Annotated in this window: 19 protein-coding genes and 1 tRNA gene; 4 read left to right on the top strand and 16 right to left on the bottom strand. The window is 43.3% G+C overall.

The annotated features are described in order from the left end of the window. Nucleotides 1–65 precede the first annotated feature (65 nt). Nucleotides 66–1,265: an endonuclease/exonuclease/phosphatase family protein gene (locus Bovatus_RS08280; RefSeq protein ID WP_004300807.1), complete on the bottom strand. Its 1,200-nt coding sequence runs from the start codon at nt 1,263–1,265 to the stop codon at nt 66–68. Then, complete coding sequence (locus Bovatus_RS08275) at nt 1,246–2,706, bottom strand: aminoacyl-histidine dipeptidase (protein WP_004300806.1); 1,461 nt, start codon at nt 2,704–2,706, stop codon at nt 1,246–1,248. The genes Bovatus_RS08280 and Bovatus_RS08275 overlap by 20 nt, the downstream gene beginning before the upstream one ends. A 133-nt stretch (nt 2,707–2,839) precedes the next feature. Between Bovatus_RS08275 and Bovatus_RS08270 the strand changes: the two genes are divergently transcribed. After that, the gene (locus tag Bovatus_RS08270; RefSeq protein ID WP_004300805.1) at nt 2,840–3,073 is read left to right on the top strand and encodes a hypothetical protein; all 234 of its coding nucleotides are present in this window, start codon (nt 2,840–2,842) and stop codon (nt 3,071–3,073) included. Nucleotides 3,074–3,100: 27 nt separating this feature from the next. Next, the gene (locus Bovatus_RS08265; RefSeq protein ID WP_004300804.1) at nt 3,101–3,703 is read left to right on the top strand and encodes an OmpH/Skp family outer membrane protein; all 603 of its coding nucleotides are present in this window, start codon (nt 3,101–3,103) and stop codon (nt 3,701–3,703) included. A gap of 100 nt (nt 3,704–3,803) precedes the next feature. On the opposite strand, the gene Bovatus_RS08260 is transcribed toward Bovatus_RS08265, so the two are convergent. After that, a complete protein-coding gene (locus Bovatus_RS08260) occupies nt 3,804–4,145 on the bottom strand; it encodes a hypothetical protein (RefSeq protein ID WP_004300803.1) in 342 nt (113 codons plus the stop codon). A gap of 3 nt (nt 4,146–4,148) precedes the next feature. After that, complete coding sequence (locus tag Bovatus_RS08255; protein WP_004300802.1) at nt 4,149–4,445, bottom strand: FtsB family cell division protein; 297 nt, start codon at nt 4,443–4,445, stop codon at nt 4,149–4,151. Nucleotides 4,446–4,601: 156 nt separating this feature from the next. On the opposite strand from Bovatus_RS08255, the gene Bovatus_RS08250 reads away from it, so the two are divergent. Next, complete coding sequence (locus Bovatus_RS08250) at nt 4,602–6,467, top strand: DNA polymerase III subunit gamma/tau (RefSeq protein WP_004300801.1); 1,866 nt, start codon at nt 4,602–4,604, stop codon at nt 6,465–6,467. On the opposite strand, the gene Bovatus_RS08245 is transcribed toward Bovatus_RS08250, so the two are convergent. The 11 genes from Bovatus_RS08245 to rho form a co-directional block, all read right to left on the bottom strand. Continuing rightward, complete coding sequence (locus Bovatus_RS08245) at nt 6,459–6,836, bottom strand: VOC family protein (RefSeq protein ID WP_004300800.1); 378 nt, start codon at nt 6,834–6,836, stop codon at nt 6,459–6,461. The genes Bovatus_RS08250 and Bovatus_RS08245 overlap by 9 nt on opposite strands. Before the next feature lies 1 nt (nt 6,837). Continuing rightward, a complete protein-coding gene (locus Bovatus_RS08240; protein WP_004300799.1) occupies nt 6,838–7,071 on the bottom strand; it encodes a PspC domain-containing protein in 234 nt (77 codons plus the stop codon). A 239-nt stretch (nt 7,072–7,310) separates the two neighbouring features. After that, nucleotides 7,311–7,386: transfer RNA gene (locus tag Bovatus_RS08235), tRNA-His, on the bottom strand. A 64-nt stretch (nt 7,387–7,450) separates the two neighbouring features. After that, nucleotides 7,451–8,599 carry a CapA family protein gene (locus Bovatus_RS08230; protein ID WP_004300798.1) on the bottom strand — a complete coding sequence of 383 codons (1,149 nt, stop codon included), beginning with the start codon at nt 8,597–8,599 and terminating at the stop codon, nt 7,451–7,453. Further along, complete coding sequence (folD, locus tag Bovatus_RS08225; protein ID WP_004300797.1) at nt 8,596–9,477, bottom strand: bifunctional methylenetetrahydrofolate dehydrogenase/methenyltetrahydrofolate cyclohydrolase FolD; 882 nt, start codon at nt 9,475–9,477, stop codon at nt 8,596–8,598. The genes Bovatus_RS08230 and folD overlap by 4 nt, the downstream gene beginning before the upstream one ends. Before the next feature lie 156 nt (nt 9,478–9,633). Then, a complete protein-coding gene (gene ffh, locus Bovatus_RS08220) occupies nt 9,634–10,956 on the bottom strand; it encodes a signal recognition particle protein (protein WP_004300796.1) in 1,323 nt (440 codons plus the stop codon). 104 nt (nt 10,957–11,060) lie between these two features. Continuing rightward, nucleotides 11,061–12,383, bottom strand: a complete 1,323-nt coding sequence (locus tag Bovatus_RS08215; RefSeq protein WP_004300795.1) for an MATE family efflux transporter — start codon at nt 12,381–12,383, stop codon at nt 11,061–11,063. A 39-nt stretch (nt 12,384–12,422) separates the two neighbouring features. Further along, nucleotides 12,423–14,378, bottom strand: a complete 1,956-nt coding sequence (locus Bovatus_RS08210) for a tetratricopeptide repeat-containing sensor histidine kinase (RefSeq protein WP_004300794.1) — start codon at nt 14,376–14,378, stop codon at nt 12,423–12,425. Continuing rightward, nucleotides 14,375–16,225 carry an ATP-binding protein gene (locus Bovatus_RS08205; RefSeq protein ID WP_004300793.1) on the bottom strand — a complete coding sequence of 617 codons (1,851 nt, stop codon included), beginning with the start codon at nt 16,223–16,225 and terminating at the stop codon, nt 14,375–14,377. Before Bovatus_RS08205 ends, Bovatus_RS08210 begins: the two co-directional genes overlap by 4 nt. 90 nt (nt 16,226–16,315) lie before the next feature. Next, nucleotides 16,316–17,782 carry a sulfatase family protein gene (locus Bovatus_RS08200; RefSeq protein ID WP_004300792.1) on the bottom strand — a complete coding sequence of 489 codons (1,467 nt, stop codon included), beginning with the start codon at nt 17,780–17,782 and terminating at the stop codon, nt 16,316–16,318. 284 nt (nt 17,783–18,066) lie between these two features. Next, nucleotides 18,067–20,364 (bottom strand): transcription termination factor Rho, encoded by a 2,298-nt coding sequence (gene rho / locus Bovatus_RS08195; protein WP_004300791.1) that lies wholly within the window; start codon nt 20,362–20,364, stop codon nt 18,067–18,069. A 236-nt stretch (nt 20,365–20,600) separates the two neighbouring features. Here rho and Bovatus_RS08190 point away from each other — a divergent pair, with 236 nt between their 5' ends. Next, entirely contained in the window at nt 20,601–21,437 is an 837-nt protein-coding gene (locus tag Bovatus_RS08190) for a 4Fe-4S binding protein (protein ID WP_032843782.1), read from the top strand. Here Bovatus_RS08190 and tilS read toward each other — a convergent pair. Then, a complete protein-coding gene (gene tilS, locus Bovatus_RS08185; protein WP_004300789.1) occupies nt 21,422–22,702 on the bottom strand; it encodes a tRNA lysidine(34) synthetase TilS in 1,281 nt (426 codons plus the stop codon). The two genes, Bovatus_RS08190 and tilS, sit on opposite strands and share 16 nt — an antisense overlap. Nucleotides 22,703–22,811 lie beyond the last annotated feature (109 nt).

The following is a 22,811-nucleotide window of genomic DNA, read 5'->3' as shown; positions in this document are numbered from 1 at the left end:
TGATAATGGTTGACTATCTTTATTTGTAATAACCTGATAATATTGGCTACTATCGTTTGCCATAATTAATATACAATCAATTCAAAGTCTGTGTAGATAGGAAGATGGTCACTGATGCCTCCTTGATATTTCATTCCCTTATAAGTGCGGAAAGGTTCTTTGTCACCATATTTTTCGTCGTCTTTCAGTAAAAAAGGGAGAAGGCATACATTTGCTTTTTCTTCGCTAGTGAAAAAGTGATTTGATTGATTTAATAGCGTGCCTGATACAATCAAGTGGTCGAGTAATCCCCATTCACCACGAAATTTGTAAGAACCGAAGTTTTTTGATTTTGCTTTTCGGGCAAGTAGATGATATAGTTTTAGTGAGGAGGGGGTAACTGTTGAGGCGTTGGCGGAGTCGGTTGTTGAAGCTAGGTCATTGGTTTTAACAGGAGGCGCTTCGGCTTTCAGTATTTTCAGAATGGACTGATTCGTCGGGTAATCGTTGAAATCCCCCATGATAATGGCTTGCGGATGAGAACGAATATTCATAATGCTATCGACTTCCGTACGCAGTATGTGAGCTACATATAAACGATAAGGTTCCGATTCTTTGGCTCCACCCGAACGGCTGGGGAAGTGGCAGACAAATACGTCGAGTGTATCTCCCGCCAGTAGAAGCCCGCTGACGTGTAGCAAATCTCTTGTCGGACGGTGCTGCTTAAACGGAGGAATGGAGATGGAACGGGAAGATAATAGTTTGAATAGATCCCGTTGATAAAGCAAGGCTACGTCAATTCCTCTTAAATCAGGGGAGTTGGTCATTACATAACGATAGCTGAGCTCTTTTAAAGGAGAACGACGGGTAAGGTCACGAAGCACTGTATCATTTTCTACTTCACATAATCCAACTAATGCGGGAGGATTCCATTCGCCAATAGCAGTAATTACACGGGCAACATCAGCCAGTTTTTTCTTATATCTGCTATAATTCCAATGACGTATCGCATCGGGAAGATATTCATGATCGTTCTTCAGACTGTCGTGGTGTGTGTCGAACAGGTTTTCTATGTTCCAACTTACAACACGGAAAGAGATTCTTTCTTGTTGAGAGGAGGCTTGTCTGCCGTGAACCTCTTGTGCAATGATATTGGAAGGAGCGAGGAAACTTACACCTGATAATATCATAGTAAAAAAGAGTACGATAACAGCTATTCTTTTTTGACTGTTACCATACTCTTCTTTATGTTGACTTATTTGCCCGCTACTTCTTGGCAGGTACATGTGCCAGGATGTCCAACAGGTGTTTCCAGAACTTTTCTACAGTAGGAATAAGCATTCGTTCGTCAGGAGAATGAACACCTGTCAGTGTCGGTCCGAAAGAGATCATATCCAGCGTTGGATATTTATCAAGGAACAGACCACATTCCAATCCTGCATGGATGGCTTTAACTTTCGCATCTACACCAAATAAGCGTTTGTATGATTCAACTGCTACTTCGAGGATGGCCGAATGTGGATTCGGTTTCCATCCCGGATAACCTTCACCGAACGTAACATTAGCTCCTGCCAGTTGGAATACGGCCCTAACCGTGTTCGCCATATCGTTGCGTGCGGATAGTATCGAGCTTCGCTGACTGGTTTCAATACGGATGATATGATTCGGTTTCATCTTGACAGATGCCAGATTGGTAGACGTTTCCACCAGTCCGGGAATATCCTGGCTCATAGCATATACACCGTGAGGAGCTGCATACAGAGCTTTTAATAAGCGGGTAGTGGTATCCTGGTCGATAGCTATCTTACGGGGAGCTTCCGATTCGAGTACCAACTTTAAGTCAGGTTCTACAACAGATAATTCGTCTTCCATTTCGCTGGTGAAAATATTCAGTTCGGTGCGGACATCATGCTTGGCATCTTCGGGAACTGCACAAATTGCATAAGCCTCGCGGGGAATAGCGTTACGCAGATTACCTCCGTTGATTTCACAAAGGTACAGATCATGTCTGCCAGCCATGCGTGAAAGAAAACGGTTCAGTATTTTGTTGGCATTGCCCCGTCCCAAATGAATGTCACCACCGGAGTGACCGCCTTTCAAACCTTTCACTTCCACCTTGAAGAAGAAATATCCGGCGGGAACTTCTACCTCTTTATACGTAAATTCTGCAACGGAGTCAATACCTCCGGCACATCCGATAAAGATTTCTCCTTCATCTTCCGAATCGAGGTTCAGAAGGATGTCACCGCTCATAAAACCTTCTTGTAGGGCAAAAGCTCCGGTAAGCCCCGTTTCTTCGTCTACAGTAAACAGACATTCCAACGGACCATGTTCGATGCTGTCGTCAGCCAGGATAGCCAGTTCGGTGGCTACACCGATACCGTTGTCGGCTCCGAGGGTTGTGCCTTTGGCTTTCAGCCATTCACCGTCAATTTCAGTTTCGATGGGATCGGTGAGGAAGTCATGTTGAACATCGTTATTCTTTTCGCACACCATGTCGATATGCGATTGCAGAACGACGGTTTGAAGATTTTCTTTTCCCGGAGTAGCGGGCTTTTTAATCAATACATTACCGGCTTCGTCCACCTTGGTTTCGAGATTATGTTTTGCTCCGAATGCCTTCAGGTAGGCAATCATTTTCTCTTCCTTCTTCGAAGGGCGTGGCACTTGGCAGATTTCTTCGAAATACTTGAATACGCCAGCCGGCTTTAAGTCTTTTTTTTCCATGCTGTTTCTATTTTATAATAGGAATAGAAGGGTTGTTTTCGCTTCTTCTATTGCTAAATATGGTTAATTTGATTGACTTATCTGAACTCATATCTCATTAAAGCCTATCTTTGCACTCACAAAATTAATAGAAATGGTTGAGACTATACTGATAACTTTGTTAATAGTTGCTATTTCCCTGGTATTATTAGGGGTGAAAGTATTCTTTACGAAGGGTGGGAAGTTCCCGAATGGTCACGTAAGCGGGAATAAAGCGTTGCGTCAGAAAGGAATCGGATGCGCGCAGTCGCAGGATCGCGAAGCACAAAAGAAACCGCGTTTTTCTATTAACGAGTTGGAAAAAGCCTTGAACGATAGTATGAATTAAATTTATTAAAAACAATACTTATTAATTATGAATAGAATGAACTACCTCATGAACGGTTTGGCTGCTCTTGCGTTTATCGTTTTATTTTCACAATGTGCTGGCAAAACTGACAATCAAACTACCAATGCTCCGGCGCAGGCTAATGCCGAACTGTCAGGAATGAAAATTGCCTATGTTGAAATAGATACGCTGCTTGCCAAATACAATTTCTGTATTGACTTGAATGAGGCGATGGTAAAGAAGAGCGAAAACGTTCGTATGACATTGAATCAGAAGGCTACCTCTTTGAACAAGGAAAAGCAAGATTTTCAGAAGAAAGTTGAAAACAATGCTTTCCTGTCACAAGATAGAGCGCAGCAAGAGTACAACCGTCTGGTGAAGTTGGAACAAGATTTGCAAGAGTTGAGCAACAAACTTCAGAATGGTTTGATGGAAGAGAACAACAAGAATAGCTTGCAGTTCCGCGATTCTATCAACGCTTTCCTGAAAGAATATAATAAGACTCACGGATATAGCCTGATCTTCAGCAACACTGGTTTCGATAACCTGCTTTATGCTGACAGCACTTTCAATATTACAAAAGAAATTGTTGACGGGTTGAATGCAAGATATTCACCAGTGAAGAAATAAATGATATAAAACTGTTCCGTTCTTTATAAAAGGACGGAACATTATCGAATTAAAAAAAGTGATGCCTGTTCAAGACTGAAAAGCTATGAACGGGCTTTTTTTATGACCTTTCTTTTTCTTCTTCCTGTGGAATACGGAAAGCGGTGTAAAGTTCGAGGATGGCAGCAACTGTGAGGCAGGCAATCCATTCATTGCCTCGTGTGGTAAACATAAAGGCTCCGGTCAGGATAAGTGCCAGTGCGCCGAATATCTGCTGAACACGCAGGCGTTTCAATGTTTTGCTCTTTCCTTTGACGGGTGTGTTCACTTGTGCCAATGCGATACATCCGGCTCCAACAGTATATATGTAAGGAGCGTATATCCATCCGGTAATAAACACAGCTGCTCCGGTGAGAGCCATTATGGCGCCTGCGGTGAAAAGGGCGGGTACTAATTGTTTCATTCTTTAATCTTCAAAAACGTAAATATCTTCGTTGGGTTTCTTCATCAGATACTTTTCACGGGCGATCTGTTCGATGGCGTCCGGATTGGTACTTATTTCGTTGAGACGTTTGGTGTTCTCTTCGTAATCTGCCCGGTACTTTTCTATCTCTTCTTTCAACTGGCTGATTTCCCGTTCATATCCGAAACGACGAACCAGGCTGTTCTCGTCCAGAAAGCCAATGATAACAGCAAATGCAACGACCGTAATGAGGTACTTGCGTCTGCATATGAAACTCCAGATACTGATTAGTTTACCCATAATTTCTCCTTTTAATATCTGCAAAGATAAAACTAATAACTTAAAAACTTATCGCTTCGGCTTCAAAACTTCTCTCTTTATCCCTTATTACTTATCACTTTTTTTGTGTACATTTGCAGAATAAGCGAAATTTCAAAAACAGAGAGAATCCCGGATATGGAAAACTATATTGTTTCAGCCCGTAAATACCGTCCGTCCACGTTCGAATCGGTGGTGGGGCAGCGGGCGTTGACTACTACGCTGAAAAATGCAATTGCTACCCAAAAACTGGCTCATGCTTATTTGTTTTGCGGACCGCGCGGGGTAGGAAAAACGACTTGCGCGCGTATCTTTGCCAAAACCATTAATTGTATGACGCCTACCGCTGACGGAGAGGCTTGCAATCAGTGTGAGTCATGTGTAGCTTTCAACGAACAGCGGTCATATAATATTCACGAACTCGATGCTGCTTCTAATAACTCGGTGGATGACATTCGCCAGTTGGTGGAGCAAGTGCGTATCCCGCCACAGATTGGTAAGTATAAGGTATATATCATCGACGAGGTGCACATGCTCTCGGCATCTGCTTTCAATGCGTTCCTGAAAACGCTGGAAGAACCTCCCCGTCATGCGATTTTTATTCTGGCTACGACGGAGAAGCATAAGATTCTTCCTACCATTCTTTCACGTTGTCAGATTTATGACTTTAACCGGATAAGCGTGGAAGATACGGTGAATCATCTGTCGTATGTTGCTTCGAAAGAAGGAATCACGGCAGAGCCGGAAGCGCTGAACGTGATAGCCATGAAGGCGGACGGTGGTATGCGTGATGCATTGTCTATCTTCGATCAGGTGGTTAGTTTCACCGGAGGAAATATCACCTATAAGAGTGTGATTGATAATCTGAACGTACTTGATTATGAATATTATTTCCGTCTGACGGATTGCTTCCTCGAAAACAAGGTGAGCGACGCATTGTTGCTTTTCAATGATATATTGAATAAAGGTTTTGACGGAAGTCACTTTATTACCGGATTGTCGTCTCATTTCCGTGACTTGTTGGTCGGGAAAGACCCGGTGACATTGCCTTTACTGGAAGTGGGAGCGAGCATACGCCAACGTTATCAGGAACAGGCGCAGAAATGTCCGTTACCTTTCTTGTACCGGGCTATGAAGCTGTGTAATGAGTGCGATTTGAATTACCGCATCAGCAAAAATAAGCGTTTGCTGGTAGAACTGACCTTGATACAGGTTGCACAGCTTACCACCGAGGGGGATGACGTGAGTGGTGGGCGTGGCCCTAAGAAGACTATAAAACCCGTATTCACTCAGCCTGCCGCAGCACAGCAGCCGCAGGTAGCTTCTGCCACTCAGGTTCAGCAGGCTCCAGTTCATTCGTCTCCGTCTTCAGTTACAACACAGGCTGCTAATGGCACTACTGCCCAGCATCCGCAGGCTTCTGCGGCTGTGCAACCGGGAGCACCGGCTTCTCCTGGTGCGGCTTCGTCTGCTCCGTCACAAGGAGCGGGAGTTGCTCAGACTGCCAAGGAAGAACGAAAAATTCCCGTGATGAAGATGTCCAGCTTGGGGGTATCTATCAAGAATCCGCAGCGTGACCAAGTATCGCAGAATGCGACTACAACTTATGTTCCTAAGGTGCAACAACCGGAAGAGGATTTTATGTTCAATGACCGGGATTTGAATTATTATTGGCAGGAGTATGCCGGCCAGTTGCCGAAAGAACAGGATGCTCTTGCAAAACGTATGCAGATGCTCCGTCCGGCGTTGCTTAACAACTCAACGACTTTTGAAGTGGTGGTTGATAATGAGTTTGCTGCAAAGGATTTTACAGCTTTGATTCCCGAATTGCAGGATTATCTTCGCGGCAGACTGAAGAACAGTAAAGTGATGATGACAGTGCGGGTAAGTGAGGCAACAGAAACAGTACGTCCTGTGGGACGTGTCGAGAAATTCCAGATGATGGCTCAAAAGAATCAGGCATTGATGCAACTGAAAGATGAGTTCGGGCTGGAATTATATTAATGTACTTACTTCTATCAGATTACCATCCGGATCTCTGAAATAAATACTCCGGATGGCACCCTGCGCACCTCGACGCTGGACTATACCGACTTCTATTTCTATTCCTTTGGATTCTACTTCGACTTTTATTTCCTCTATGTTTCCTTCTGTCAGTAGACAGATGTCCGCACTTCCGAAAGCAGGATGCTTAGCAGCAGGAAGGAACTGTGCTTTTCCTACGTGAAGATTGATTTTCTGATTACCGAACTTGACGGCAAAGCGTTGGTTGCTTGTATCGGCTTCCATTCCCAGGACTTCTGTGTAGAAATGTAGGCTTTTATCTATATCGGACACCGGTATGACGATATGGTCGATATTCTTGATTTTCATATCAATGTAGGCGTTGATTCATGCGGTCTTCATATCCGTCTGAAGGTTTTCTTCCCGGCATGACAATCCACAAGATAATATATATAATCACTCCGGCGAAAGCAGTGAAGAATGTAGCCAATATATATACTATTCTCAATAAAGTAGCATCCCATCCGAAATATTCGGCTATTCCGGCACATACACCTGCAATCATTCGATTGGAAGAGCGGGTTAATTTCTTTTCATTTTCCATGATATACTATGTTCTTTTAATGCAAATGCTACACAAATATAGAGAATATATTTGGTTTATGGGTTAAACGGAAAGATTTATGTATTATTTGTTAGCATTTTAACTTACTTAATTGGGGGTCAACAATAGACCAACAACAAGGAATATTAGGTAGGATTTAGCATGATTTGCTCTCTAAGATGCCTATTTCCTGAAAGCAGAAAACCCTCATAAGTATTTAACTTACAAGGGTTTTTGTTGGGTGGAAGACCGGACTCGAACCGGCGACATTCAGAACCACAATCTGACGCTCTAACCAACTGAACTACATCCACCATGTTTGCGTTTCTCTAACGCGGTGCAAAGATAGATATTATCTTCTAATTTCCAAAAGATTCTGCTATTTTTTTTCGAAAAAAGTATATTCTTTTATTCCCCGATTGTGCTTGCTGAAAAGGGTTCGCGCATCATTTACAAAGATTTTCAGAGAGTTACGTGCTTGTAAAGGAATTGAATCAATCGGCAAATTGACTGGGAGCAATTGATGATTTTTTTTTCCTGATTGAATGGGACGGGCTGTCCATACCAAACTATAATCACAATTATTGAGGCGGACAGTGCTGTCTTTTACTAATTCCATTCTTACCATCAGTCCTCCGTCAGTGCGGCGGGCGGACATATTGGAAATATAATTTCCCAGCGAATAGACTACGAGATGTTTGTCATTCGTCAGGCTGTCTGTGCGAACTTCGATGGGCTGAACTACGTGAGGATGGGAGCCGATGATATGGTTTACTCCTTTTTCAATCAGCCAGTCGGCGAGGAATTTTTGCTCTTTGTCCGGGAGTGACTGGTATTCGATTCCCCAATGCATACAAGCTATGATGGCATCCGGCTTCATTGCTTTACTCTCTTCAATATCTTTGGCGATGATGGCTGTATCGATATAGTTCACGATATTAGGAGGGGTAACGGGGATGCCGTTTGTTCCATACGTGTAGTTGAGCAGGGCGATGCGGAATCCGTTCTTTTCTAATAAAAGAGGATATTTCTTTTCGCGTTCATCAGCGTTGATATACGTGCCTGCGTGTGGAACCTTTAAAGAGTCTATTAATTGAATGGTTCTCTCCAGTCCGGATTTACCACGATCGAGACTGTGGTTGTTGGCAGTCACTAAAACATTGAAACCTGCATCGTGAATTGCGGTCAGAAATTCGTCCGGCGCGCTGAAAGCAGGATAACCTTTGTAAGGTTTGCCTCCTAATGTCACTTCCAGGTTGGCGATGGAGAGGTCGGCTTTCTTTATTTCTTCTTTGACATACGCAAAGCATGTGGAGTAATCATAGCCGGTTGATGTTCGTGCAGCGTTGATTTGTCCCTGATGTTGCATGAGGTCACCTACGAAAAGGAGGCGTAGGGTGTCGGTGGGGAAGATGCTGTCGGAAAGGCTGTCCGACAGGGTGTCAATGATAGAATCTCTCTTTGCCTGCGACCGGGAGGTGCAGGACAAAGAGAGAAGCAAAATCATCAGAAACAGGGTATGTCTCATTGATAAATAGCTTTCTTACCAGCTAAGAGTGTATTTTTCATTAACGATACAATCGTCATTGGTCCAACACCGCCCGGTACGGGAGTGATGAATGAGCATTTCGGTGCAACTTCGTCAAACTTCACGTCGCCGGTCAGTTTAAAACCTGATTTCTTGGTTGCATCCGGCACACGGGTAGTACCTACGTCAATAACTGCCGCGCCTTCTTTCACCATTTCGGCTTTTACAAAGTTCGGTTGTCCCAAAGCAGCGATAATAATATCAGCTTCCTGACATTCTTTTATCAGGTCTCTGCTACGGCTGTGGCATACGGTTACTGTGGCATCGCCCGGATAGGCTTTCTGCATCATCAGGGCAGCCATCGGTTTGCCGACAATATTGCTGCGTCCGAGTACGACGCACTTTTTTCCGGAAGTTTCTATGTTATAACGTTTCAACAATTCGAGGATGCCGTTGGGAGTAGCGGATACATAACACGGAAGCCCGATGGACATACGGCCTACGTTGATCGGATGGAAACCGTCTACGTCTTTACGGTAATCAATTGTTTCGATTACTTTCTGTTCGGAGATATGCTTGGGTAAGGGAAGTTGTACGATAAAGCCGTCCACGTCGTTGTCTTCGTTTAGTTCACGTACTTTGGCAAGCAGTTCTTCTTCGGTCACGTCACTTTCATAACGGATGAGGGAAGACTTGAATCCACATACTTCACAGGCTTTTACTTTGGCAGCTACATAAGTCTCGCTACCACCATCGTGTCCTACAAGAATAGCGGCCAGGTGCGGGCGTTTTTCGCCATGAGCCACCATTTCGGCTACTTCGGCTGCAATCTCTTGTTTTACTTGTTCGGAAATTGCTTTTCCGTCTATCAGAGTCATATTTTCAGAGTATTTATTGGTGATGGACAAAAGTAAAATAAATAACTGAACTCTCCAAAGGGATTGGAATTTTTGTCAAGAGATGGGGGGGATAAAAAAAGAGGGAGCCGAAACTTCCTCTTTTTACTTATCATTAGATTTGGATCTACAGAATGATTACTTTTTCATCTTAGGCATCATCTTACCCATTTTGCTGCTAGTCACCATTTTCATCATTTTGCGTGTCTGGTCGAACTGTTTCAATAGGCGATTCACTTCTTGGATAGTCGTTCCGCTACCTTTGGCGATACGCGTACGGCGTGAACCGTTCAGTATTTCCGGATTGGAACGTTCTGCCGGAGTCATGGAATAAATGATGGCTTCGATGCTCTTGAAAGCATTGTCGTCAATATCAATATCTTTGATTGCTTTTCCTACTCCCGGAATCATGGAAGCGAGGTCTTTCAGATTACCCATTTTCTTGATTTGTGCAATCTGGCTAAGGAAGTCGTTGAAGTCGAATTGGTTTTTGGCAATTTTCTTCTGTAAGCGTTTGGCTTCTTCTTCATCGTATTGTTCCTGTGCGCGTTCTACCAATGAAACGATGTCACCCATACCGAGAATACGGTCGGCCATACGGGCAGGGTGGAACTGATCGATTGCTTCCAGCTTTTCACCTGTACCTACGAATTTAATCGGTTTGTTCACTACCGAACGGATAGAAAGAGCCGCACCACCGCGGGTATCACCATCGAGTTTGGTCAGTACCACACCGTTGAAGTCCAGACGTTCATTGAATTCTTTAGCTGTGTTTACAGCGTCCTGACCGGTCATGGAGTCTACCACGAACAGAATTTCGTCCGGGTTGATTGCTTTTTTGATAGCGGCGATCTCGTTCATCATCTGCTCGTCTACTGCCAGACGTCCGGCTGTATCGACGATAACGAGGTCGTATCCTTTGGCTTTGGCTTCCTGAATGGCGTGTTGTGCGATTTCTACCGGATTCTTGCTGTCCAGTTCGCAGTACATCGGTACTTCAATCTGTTCTGCCAATACACGTAACTGTTCGATAGCTGCCGGACGGTAAACGTCACAAGCCACCAATAATGGCTTACGGTTCTTCTTGGTTTTCAGCATCCGTGCCAGTTTACCGGAGAAGGTGGTCTTACCCGAACCCTGCAAACCTGACATCAGGATAACTGCCGGACGGGCGTCAATGTTGATCTCGGCTGTCTCTCCACCCATCAATTGTGTAAGTTCATCATGCACGATTTTCACCATCAATTGGCTTGGCTTCACAGCCGTAAGAACGTTCTGGCCAAGCGCTTTTTCTTTCACTGTATCCGTGAAATTCTTTGCCACCTTGTAGTTTACGTCGGCGTCGAGAAGTGCTTTACGTACGTCTTTCAGCGTCTCCGCCACGTTGATTTCGGTGATTTTGCCTTCACCTTTCAGAATCTTGAATGACCGTTCTAGTCTTTCACTTAAATTATCGAACATAGTTATTTAATTACGAATTACTAATTACAATTTACTTGGCCGAAAGAGGGACTTTTCCGTCTACTCTTTATTTGAGCTTGCAAATGTACAAAAATCTCTTGTATTTATATCTTTTTATTCTGCCATTTTGCTTTTTTGAGATAAATATAACTTGTTATCAACAGCAAGCTATAATACACAATCTCAATCGTAAAGCAAATTTCGATCGGTGCTTTCAGCCACATTCCGATGAAAATGATGTATGATCCGTAGATGATAATTGTAATCGTTTCGAGCAACAGGGCTGCCTGTGTATTTCCTGTTCCGGAGATACCGTTAAACACCACGTTGGCTACGGATGCGATAAGCATGGCGCAACAAATTACATATACCGAGGGGACGGATTCCGTAATGAGCGCAGCTTCACTAGTGTAAATGGAGAGCAGGAATTGCGGAAACAGTGCCGATACCGCTACTAACCCCAGCATGATGAAAAAGGAGAAACGCGCAATTTTATTAATGAGCGGCATCACGTGCTGGATGCCTCCTGCACCAATAGCATTGCTGACAAGACTGTTGGTAGTCGTAGCCAGTGCGTTGACCGGAATCAGCAATACGACATAAATACTCCGGACGATATTGGCAATCGCCAGTTCCCGTTGTCCCAACCGTTCTACGGCTACGAAGAAAACGAACCAGGTAGCCATCGACAGGAAATATTGCAGCATGGTGAAGCAGGAGATACTAAGAATCCGCATCAGCAATGCTGGGTCGAATGTGCGCAGGCGGTTCATACCGTATTTCTTTAAATCGACCGTGGCATACGTATAGATGACGAAAAAGAGAATGGAGGAGGCTTCTGCCAATACGGAAGCAATAGCAGCCCCTTTGATACCCATTTCCGGCAAACCGAACTTTCCGAAAATTAATGCATAGTCCAGTACGACATTAGTTAATGCCATGACAATAGCATTGATGGTTAGCACTTTAGTGCGTGTAATGCCGATGTACAATGCCCGGAACATGACATTGATAAAAGAGAAAAAGAATCCGTAAATACGCCAGTTCAGAAACTCCATTGTTCCTTCGTAGATGGATTCTGAAGAAACCAGCAAACGCATGATGTTTCCACCGAATGCTTTGGTGAATCCGAATAGCAGCAGGGCCATGACGAACAGGAACATGATTCCTTGAATCATGACGGGACCGACATCCGAATAGCGTCCTTCGCCATTGCGTCGTGCGATGACTATCTGCGAACCGGTACTGAATCCGAATGCGATGGTGAATACGCATATATAGAATAACCCGCCCATAGCTGATGCTCCAAGGGCTACTTCACTCACGTGTCCGAGGAATGCTGTGTCGGTGACATTGATGACATTTTGTGCCAGCAAGCTTAGTAGTATCGGATAACTGACACTCCAAATCTGTTTGTTGGTGTACATAATTAAGTGTTTAAGTTTACACTTTGCAAAGATAGTGCTTTATTTCGATTCGGAAACGATGGGGTAGATGAAAACAATTTCCGGACCTTCGGGAGTTTTATCGTTGACGAGATAGTTTCCTCCGAAATGTTTTAGTAACAATAGGTTGATATCATGCCGGATGATGGTTTCCTGTGATACGAATGCATGGTCTGCCAAAGGTGAATTAGTGATCCGGAAACAAAGCATGTTTTCATTCTGGCTTAATGTGAACCGGATGATTCGTGCTTGCCGGTGTTCTTGTGGGTACACCAGTACGCTAATCAAGGCCTGTGTCAGTCGCATTATATCGGTATGAATTTGGGCGTCCGTTTCGCTGGAAAATTCAATCTGGATACCTGTTTCTTCGTTCCTCATCTGCGCCATGCTGCATGCTTCCTTGCATAGGGTAGTGGCATCATAGTCTTGCAACTGGAACTTCATCATCTGAGCTTCCAAACGGGATAAGTCGAGAACGTCATTGACAAGTCTCATTAACTTCTCCGAACTTTTGTGGATGATGTTTGAGTATTCTTGCCTTATTTCCTTGTCTATATTGGGTTCGCTGGCTATGAGTTGTGAGAAACCGACCACATTGTTGAGTGGGGTACGGATGTTATAGCTCATGTTGGACAGGAAGCGATTTTTTATTTCATTGGTCTTCCGCACGTTTTCTGTTGTTTTCCGGATTTCGTTTTCCGCGTATTTGAGTGCCTTCCGTACCATAAAGAGTCGTGCCATAAAGATAAAAAGCAGAATCAGGATAACAAATATAAAGATCAGATAGGTGAGCTGGATCCGGTTGTTTTCCCTTTTTTGATCCAGTTCTGTTTTTTCGATATTGTATTTGCTTTGTATCTGTGCCATCTGATTGTTTGAGAGTACAGTGGCTGTCGAGTCTTTGATGGCAAGTGCCTGCTCATACAGGGGGATGGCTTTTCCGCTTTGCCCTGCCTGTTTCCATATTCTGGCCTTTTCGAGTAGCTGTTCGGCATAGTCGCTTGTGAAGTCTTTCTTCAACATCGTCAGTGTCGTGTCGATATAATCCGATGCCTGTTGGTAGGCTCCAATTGCCTGGTAATATTTGGCAAATGTGTCGAAATAGAGTACTTTATACATGAAATAAGTATTCTCGTCCAGATATTCTTTAGATTTTACGAGATGTTCATAGGCTTGTTGCGGCTGATGGGTATTCAGGTAATAATAGCTGTAGAACAGTTCATTGAACAGGTATACATCGGCAAATCCCGCTTTTAAGGATGGGTTTGCACTGATGTGGTTATGAAGAGTGTTTTCCAGTTCCTGCAAATATTTGAGTAGTTTTTTATTATCCTTCTTTTCTTTGACAACGGATACTAACTGTGACAATACCGAGATACGGACCACCGGATTTTCTGTCGGAGTGAGTAGCTGGTAGGCAGCCTCCAGTGCTTCTATTCCTTTATCCCAGCGCTGGCTGCCGATATATGCATTACTCAAGCATTGATAGGCAGCCATACTACCCCGGTTACTATTCATTTGGGAGGCTTGCTGTTGCATCTTTTGAGATTCGTTGATAGCAAGTTCGTATTGTTCGTTGAATGTGTACAGGTCTATCTGGAAACGTTTGGCATCAAAGAAGTAATTCCATAAATCTGATTTCCGGGCATGAGGCTCCATTATGGTGAGCCATTTGGCTACACTGTCTTGATTATTACGATTGTAATAGTATAAAATATGGTAGTAAGCAGCCAGACCGGCATATTTGTCATTTCCCAGTTGCAATGCTTCTTTCATTAATGCATCCGAATATTGGATACATTGCTGGTTGTTTTGTTCTATTCTGATGATTTGATTGAGAACATTCAGCCGTGTCGTATCGTACGGTAATGTTTCCAACACCTTTATCAGGCTGTCGGATTCCAAAACAATCTCGGTGCTGGCTTTTCCGGTGAGGGTGCAGCATAATAGAAGGATCAGGAGCAGGACTTGTTTCATTCGGCTTCCTCCTTTCCTTGTTGCTCATGGTAAATGGGGTGTGTGAACAGGAAACGGGCTCCTTCCTCATAATTGGAGTCAATCCATATTTTGCCGCCCAGCTGCTCGATAATGAGTTGGCAGATAGACAGACCGAGTCCTGTCCCTTGAGCATTTTCATTCAGTTTCTCAAAACGGTTGAATATTTTATTCTGATTCTCCGGAGAGATACCGCAACCGGTGTCGGTCACGGAAAACAGTGCTATGTCTTCTGTCTGTTTTTCCAGTTCCATGGTGATGGAACCTTGCGGAGTAAATTTGGTTGCATTGATGAGAAGGTTGATTAATAATTGTTGTAACCTTGCATTGTCTGTCGTCAATTCTAATGAATGGAGAGAGGTCGAAAAACGGACGTTAGCATTCGTTTGTTTTATTTTCTCAACCATGTCGATAACGTTTCTGCATATTGCCACTGCATCACATCGCTCATATTTGAATTTCATCTTGCCTACTTCGAGACTGGACAAGTCGATTACGTCGTTAATCAGCTTGAGTAACAGTTCTGAATTTTGCTGAATAATATCGCTACACTGTTTCCGGGTCTCGTTGTCGATGGATTCTTCCGTCAGGATGGAGGAGAAGCCGGACAACGCATTGAGCGGCGTGCGAATTTCATGGCTCATGTTGGAAAGGAAAAGGCTCTTTGTCCGGATGGAATTTTCTTCTTGCTTTTTCACTTTTTCCAGTTCCTGCTGTGATTGGCGCAGTTTTTTATTTCCTCGTCTGACCAAAAGGATGAAAAATACAATCAGTATGACTATGAATAGGATGGTGAACCAGCTCCAGTAGAGGATTGTCTTCTGTCTGTTTAAGTTGTCCAGTTCATTTTTATCTATTTGGTAGAGGGTGTGCAATTCATTGATTTGGCGAATATAATTCATTGCGTCCAAAGAGTCTTTGTACGTATTGAATATTTCATAAGCTTCACATGCTTCCTTGCTGTTTCCCATTAGTGTAAGTATGTGTGCACGATCTTTCAGTACTTGCAGGGATCTGTATGAGTTGGCTGCTTTGGTATGCGAAAGTAATTCGTCAAGTGTGGTTAGTGCCTGCGTGTATTCTTTGGATTCAGTGTAGTAGCGTGAATACAGGTATTTAATCATTAAATGAAAATATGGGTACTGGTGTTGCCGGCTGATTTGTTCGGTTTGTCGTATATAGTTTAATGCTTCCGGAAGATGATGCATCTGGATGCGATAGAATGCCTGACAATAAACAAGGTGGAAATCGTCTTGGGGATTCGTATCCTTGTTGATAACAGATTCGAGTTCCCGGATATTGTCTTCTATATCTGTCATTTGGTGATAGTTGAGCTTCGTCAGGATAAATTGGGACAAGATCGTTTTGATATATTGGTTGGCATGAGGGAGTTTCTGAATGATTTCTAATGCTTCCTTATACGATTTGATGGCAACTTGTGGTGTTGACGAACTTAAATAGGTATTTCCAATGGCGTGTAATGCGAGTGCTGTTCCCAAAGGATAGTCCATTTCTCTGGCTTTCTGGTATATCTGATTGGCCTGGTTGATGGCGAGACTGATGTTGCCTTCTGTGATTAAGGCTTGAACGGTCAGCAGATTTATCTGGAATAGGAGTGGGTATTGTTGTTCCTTTTGTAATTCCGGTTCTAAAAGTTTTTCCCAGGCAATGATGCTGTCGACAGGGGCGTCCGGACTAAATGGATGATTGTATTCAAGTAAAGGTTGTAATAAAGAAAGACGATCTGAATTTGTACGTGCAGCATATAAGGTGACCGATATTAATGCGGTTACGACTATTGCAATTATATGACGTCTGTGTTTTTTCACCTGATATAAGAATTGCTTGCTTGTAAGTTTATCTGCAAAAGAACTAAAAAGAGTGAAGATTACAAAGAAATCTTCACTCTTTTTTATAATTTATTTTCTTTTGAGTATCTCTCGTACCCCAGGGCCCTCGTGGTTGGGGTAGCCGGGAGTATGGTTTCTGCATCGTGGATCGGCATCTACTTTCAAACTCCGGTAATCGTCTTTGGTGCGGGCGATGTAATCATCAAGCATGGCACGGTGTTCGGCGAGGACTTTACTGTATTTAGGGTCTTTGGCGAGATTCTTGCGTTCTCCCGGATCCTTTTTCATATCATATAGCTCTTCTCCGTTACCTTCCAGATAGTGAGTGTACTTGTATCTCGGTCCGCGTACCATACGTCCGGGAGTAACGACATATTCATATTCGCTATGCCATTCGGAAACGACATAAGGGTGAGTTTTTTTCTGTTTCTCTCCTTTTAATATAGGTGCAAGGCTGATTCCCGGTTTTTCGGCCGGAACAGGAATTCCTGCCAAATCACAAAGGGTAGGCAGAAGATCCAGTGTAGGCTGTGTCAATACTTGGTCTATGGGCTTTTTCTGTTGTTTGATGCCGGGACCTGCAAAGATAAACGGTACGTTGGTCATTTCATCGTAGAAGCTGATGTGTTTGGTCACCATGCGGTGTGAAGCCATCCCATCACCATGGTCAGCCATGATAATAACGATTGTGTTTTTTCCGGCAGGAGTGGAGTAAAGTGCTTTCAATACGCTGTCTACTTGCTTGGAAACCATCTTGGTATAGTGTTGGAAAGCAGCAATGTAATGACGGTAATTCTCTTCATTCCAATGAGAGGCCTGGGTCATGCGGCGATGACTGCAGCAGATGTATTGTACAGGTTTAGGGATATTGCTCCAGTCTTCTACATCGAAATTGGCTGGTAGTTCCGGAAGGGTTCCGCTAATGGGGCGGTCGGTATGTACTCCTTCGTTCGCTCCTACAAATCCACAGATATTGTGAGGGTTCTGAAAATCTGCGATACAGATGAATGGTTCTTCCGGCGGATTACTTAGATAAGCAACAGCGTCTTCGCATGTTCCTACATCCAGGAAGCTGTCGTTATTGACCGGGAATTCCGGATCAGTGAATGGCTTGGCTACTGGTTCTTTATGCTTGAATCCTCTAAGTGAACCCATGTCATGCGTTTTTCCGAAGTGTACGGCTTCGTAACCGTTTTCAGAAAAAAGACTTCCTAATGTCGGTACATTTTCGGGAATACGTGGGTTGATAGGTTCGCTGGAGTTGGAACGTACATTGGTTTGATGAGGCATCATGCCACTCCATAAAGCAGCGCGTGAGGGTTGGCTGAGAGGGCAGCCTACATAAGCATTGGAGAAGATAACTCCTCGTGAAGCGACTTCGTCAATAGGGAGGGTGCAGCCTTGTGTTTGTCCGTAAGCTCCCACAACGCGTTGTGTCAGATGGTCGCACTGGATAATCAGGAAATTGGGCTTTTCTTGGGCCTGCGCTGTCACGCTGCACAGGGCTAATCCCATGAATGGATAAATAGTTTTCATTACTGGTTAGAATTAAGTAATATTTGATTTGGAAGCAAAAGTAGGAAAAAAGGAAACGTAAAAAAGGGCGAGGTAGTAGTTTTGGACGCAAATGAAAGTATTTTGTACAAAAATGAAAGGTGTGGCAAGCGGTTAGGGGTAACTATCGGTGATGGGAGTTGAATGATAAGTGATAAACGGCAGGTGATAAGTCATAAAATGGGTTACCGAAAAAGAAAACGGTGAATAAACTGCACTTGTTATGGCGCAGTTTGTTCACCGTTCATTTATAAGTTTGCTGTTGATTAGCTGTTCATGCTCATCAGGAATTCGTCGTTGTCTCTGGTTTTTTCCAGACGGTCTTTAACAAAGTCCATTGCTTCGATCGGATTCATGTCGGCAAGATATTTGCGCAATATCCACATGCGGTCAAGGGTTGTTTTATCAAGCAACAGGTCGTCGCGACGAGTGCTGGATGCGGTAATGTTGACTGCCGGGAAGATGCGTTTGTTGGACAGGTTGCGGTCGAGCTGCAACTCCATGTTACCTGTACCCTTGAATTCTTCGAAGATAACTTCGTCCATTTTAGAACCGGTATCGATCAATGCGGTAGCAATAATAGTCAGTGAACCACCGTTTTCAATATTACGGGCAGCACCGAAGAAGCGTTTAGGTTTATGAAGTGCATTTGCATCCACACCACCGGAAAGAACTTTACCGGATGCAGGAGATACTGTATTGTATGCACGAGCCAGACGAGTAATAGAATCAAGGAAGATAACTACGTCGTGACCACATTCTACCAGACGTTTTGCCTTTTCCAATACGATACCTGCAATTTTTACGTGGCGTTCTGCCGGTTCGTCGAAAGTAGAAGCAATTACTTCTGCATTAACGCTGCGCGCCATGTCTGTTACTTCTTCCGGGCGTTCGTCAATCAGCAGCATAATCATGTAAACTTCCGGGTGGTTGGCTGCGATAGCGTTTGCGATATCTTTCATTAAGATGGTCTTACCTGTCTTTGGCTGGGCAACGATCAATGCACGCTGGCCTTTACCGATAGGAGCGAAAAGATCGACGACACGGGCAGACATAGAGTCTGAATAACCGCCTTTGCAAAGTTTAAACTTTTCATCCGGGAAGAGAGGTGTCAGATGTTCGAAAGGAACACGGTCGCGAACGAAAGCTGCATCACGTCCGTTGATCTTCGAAACCTTTACCAATGGGAAATATTTTTCTCCTTCTTTGGGTGGACGGATAACTCCTTCTACTACATCACCGGTTTTCAGACCAAATAGTTTGATTTGAGATTGTGATACATAAATATCATCCGGAGAAGAAAGGTAGTTATAGTCGGAAGAACGGAGGAATCCGTATCCATCCTGCATAATTTCCAGAACACCTACTCCGTTGAGAATATCGTCGAATTCATAAGGCTTTTCGCGTTCAATAACCTTACGTTCCTGCTGCTGTTGTACCGGAAGATTTTCACCCGCATTGTTCTGCTGAGCGGCACGTGGCATCGGTGAGCGTTGTTGGTTTTGGTTCTGGTTCTGATTTTGATTTGGGTTCTGAACCTGATTCTGGTTATTGTTGTTACGCTGGAAATTATTATTGGTGTTATTGCCATTATTTCCATTGTTGTTAGCATTGTTATTACCGTTGTTATTGTCGCGTGAGCGAACAATACGCGGACGTTGCTGCTGGGACTGCTGCTGTTGAGATTGTTGTTGCTGTTGAGGATGAGATGGCTGTTCCGGTGCTGTCTGTGCTGATTCTGTTTTAGTAGCTTCGAATTTTCCGAATAATTCGGTAGGAAGCTCTATTTTTTCAGAAGGCAGATCTTCGATTGGAATAAAATCATCGTCGTCAACGCTGGATAAGATATTACTTTCCTCGTCGATAACGGGTGCAGCTTTCTTTTGTGGTTTATCTATTACCTTTTTCTCTACAACAGGTTTGTTAGGTTCAGTAGCCGGTTTATTTGTTTCTGCAACAGGCTTATTTGCTTCTGCAGCTGGTTTGTTTTTTGCTTTCTTCTCAGCTGTTTGCTGTTGTACCGGAGCTGGCTTTTCCGTAGCACCAGTAGCTTTCTCTGCAACAACAGGTTTAGGTTCCACTACTTTGGGTGCTGCCGGTTTTGCATTTTCTACTTCTTTTTTCTCTTCTGCATCAGAGCTCTTACGAGGACGGCCTACTTTACGCTTGGGAGTAGCAGTGTTTTCCGCTTTAGCTTCTACAACAACAGTTTCTTTTTCTTTGTTTGTACTTTCTTCTTTCTTGGAAGGTTGTGGTGCAGCTTTTACAGGAGCGGTCTCTTTTGTCTTGTTAGCCTCTTCACTCTTTGTTGCGGAAACCACTTTGTCTTCTTTTTTGGTAGGAGCTACCCGTGAACGCTTTTTCTTTTGTTCTTCATTTTTGCGTTCTTCTTTTAGCTTATCTGCGGCTACTTTCTTTGTAGCTCCTACAATGGCCTGTTCATCGAGTATTTTATAAACAAGGTCTTCTTTTTTGTATGAGTCTGCTTTTTTTATGCCTAACTCTTTGGCAATAACTTGAAGTTCCGACAGATTTTTGTCGTTTAATTGGATAATGTTATACATATAGTATGGTAAGTTATTAATATTTCTTTTTTTGCTGAATTATGGACAGCATTACTACAGCTCATGGCTACAGATATGCGAGCATACGTTTTGTTTTTTATTCTGAATTAGGGATGTATATGTTGAATCGTAGAATGTTTCAACGGGGCAAAGATAATAATTTTTTTTGGTTTCATGAACAATCAAACATTTTTTTCCACGTAAAAGTGTATCTTTGCTACATAAAAGAAAATAGTATGACAGTAAATGAAGCTCATTTAATTTATTTTTCGCCTACACACACATCTAAACAAGTTGCGGAGGCGATTGTTCACGGGACGGGCATAAAAAATATTTTTCCTATTAATGTGACGCAGCAGATTGCGGATGAAATTGTGATTCCTACATCTTCTTTGGCTATTATTGTAGTGCCTGTGTATGGAGGACATGTCGCTCCTTTGGCAATGGAACGTTTACAGTATATCCGTGGAGTGGATACTCCTACCGTTTTGGTAGTGGTTTACGGAAATCGCGCTTATGAAAAAGCTTTAATGGAACTGGATGCTTTTGCTATTCCTCACGGATTTAAAGTAATTGCCGGGGCAACTTTTATTGGAGAACATTCATATAGTACCGACAAATACCCGATTGCAGTGGGACGTCCTGATGAATCGGATTTAGCCTTTGCTGCGGAGTTTGGGAAGAAAATCATGGAAAAAATACAGACAGCTGATAGTATGGATACCCTTTATCCGGTGGATGTACGTACTATCAAACGTCCGAGTCAACCATTCTTTCCTTTGTTCCGTTTTTTGAGGAAAGTCATCAAGTTACGTAAAAGTGGTACACCGCTTCCCCGCGTTCCTTGGGTGGAAGATGAGGATTTGTGTACCCATTGCGGGTTATGTGTGGTCCGTTGTCCGGCAGGGGCTATAACGAAAGGGGATGAGCTACATACGGATGAGGCTAAATGTATCAAATGTTGCGCTTGTGTAAAAGCTTGCGTTAGGAAAGCAAGGGTGTATGAAACTCCTTTTGCAGCTTTGTTATCAGATTGTTTCAAGAAACAGAAGTTGCCTCAGACTATTTTGTAAATCACGACGCGCTTAGTCGTTTCATCAATACGAAAGCGGTTGTCTGTTCGTTCGCCTATCAGCCATGCGATGTGTTCTCCACAGCAGAGTACCCATTGGCGTTCTTTTTGGCTGATAGAAAATTTGCGGTCGGTCAGATAATCGCTTATTTTTTTCTTTCCTTTCATTCCAAAAGGAATAAAAGTGTCTCCCGGCTGCCATTTCCGGTAATGAATTTCTCCATTCAGTTTGTCGGCATCAAAACAGGCAATTTCCTTTTCACGTGGAATGAGAAAATCCGGGGTGTATTCTTTTTCTTCTTTGATAATTTGAAAAGGAGGAAGAGTCTCATTTTCAGATTCAGCTGTTTCTATTAATAGGAATTCTCTGTCTTTTATCACTCTCCATTCTTTGCTACAGAATTGCTTGCCCGGTTGGCTATGAAGCGAATGGGTGATATCTTTGATTTGTGCGGAATTGAATCCTAGAGGATGCAGGACTTCGAATAAGATGGCTTCGGGTGCCGGTTCCTTTACCAAATCACAGATTCTGATACCTTCTGCCGTAATGATTTTCTTTTTAGTTTCCTCTATACATTTATTATATATAGTGGCTACATCATTCAGATAATTACTCGTATCTATCAGAGTGTTTTTGACTGACGGATTAATTTCCTGCATGAGGGGAAGGAGGTTGAGTCGGATTTTATTACGGGTATATTCGTCTTCCAGATTGGTGCTGTCTGTCACATAATCTTGTCCGATGTTTTGCAGGTAACGAATTATCTCTTCCCGGTTGATACAAAGCAGAGGGCGTACGATGGTTCCATTACGGGGGCGGATTCCTAACAGACCGGTAATTCCTGTTCCCCGAATCAGGTTAAGTAGTATAGTTTCTATGCTATCATCCTGGTGATGGGCCACAGCGACAACATCTGCCTGACATTCTTTTCTAATTTTCTCGAACCATTGGTAGCGGAGTTCCCGTGCGGCCATTTCAATCGAAATATGTTTTTCCGTTGCATATTGGGTCGTGTTGAAATCAATGGTATGTAAATGGATTTCCATTCTTTCGCAAAGTTGGCGGACAAATAACTCGTCCCGGTCTGACTCTTTGCCTCGCAGGTGGAAATTACAATGTGCGGCTTCGCAATGATAGCCTGCTGTATGCAGAATATATAGTAATGCCACCGAGTCGGCACCACCACTCAATGCGACCAGGATTTTATCATCCGGTGAGAATAAATGTTCCTTTTCTATATATTTTGTAACGCGTTGTTGTATCATACCTGCAAAGATACGAGTTTATCAATAAGTTTTTTTATTTTTTCTGAATCTTTTAGAGGATGAAAAAAGCTGCTATTTAAAAACATTCTAAATAATTTGCATGCTCCGA

Source organism: Bacteroides ovatus (genome assembly GCF_001314995.1).
GTDB lineage: Bacteria > Bacteroidota > Bacteroidia > Bacteroidales > Bacteroidaceae > Bacteroides > Bacteroides ovatus.
This window is presented reverse-complemented; position numbering and strand designations above follow the sequence as displayed.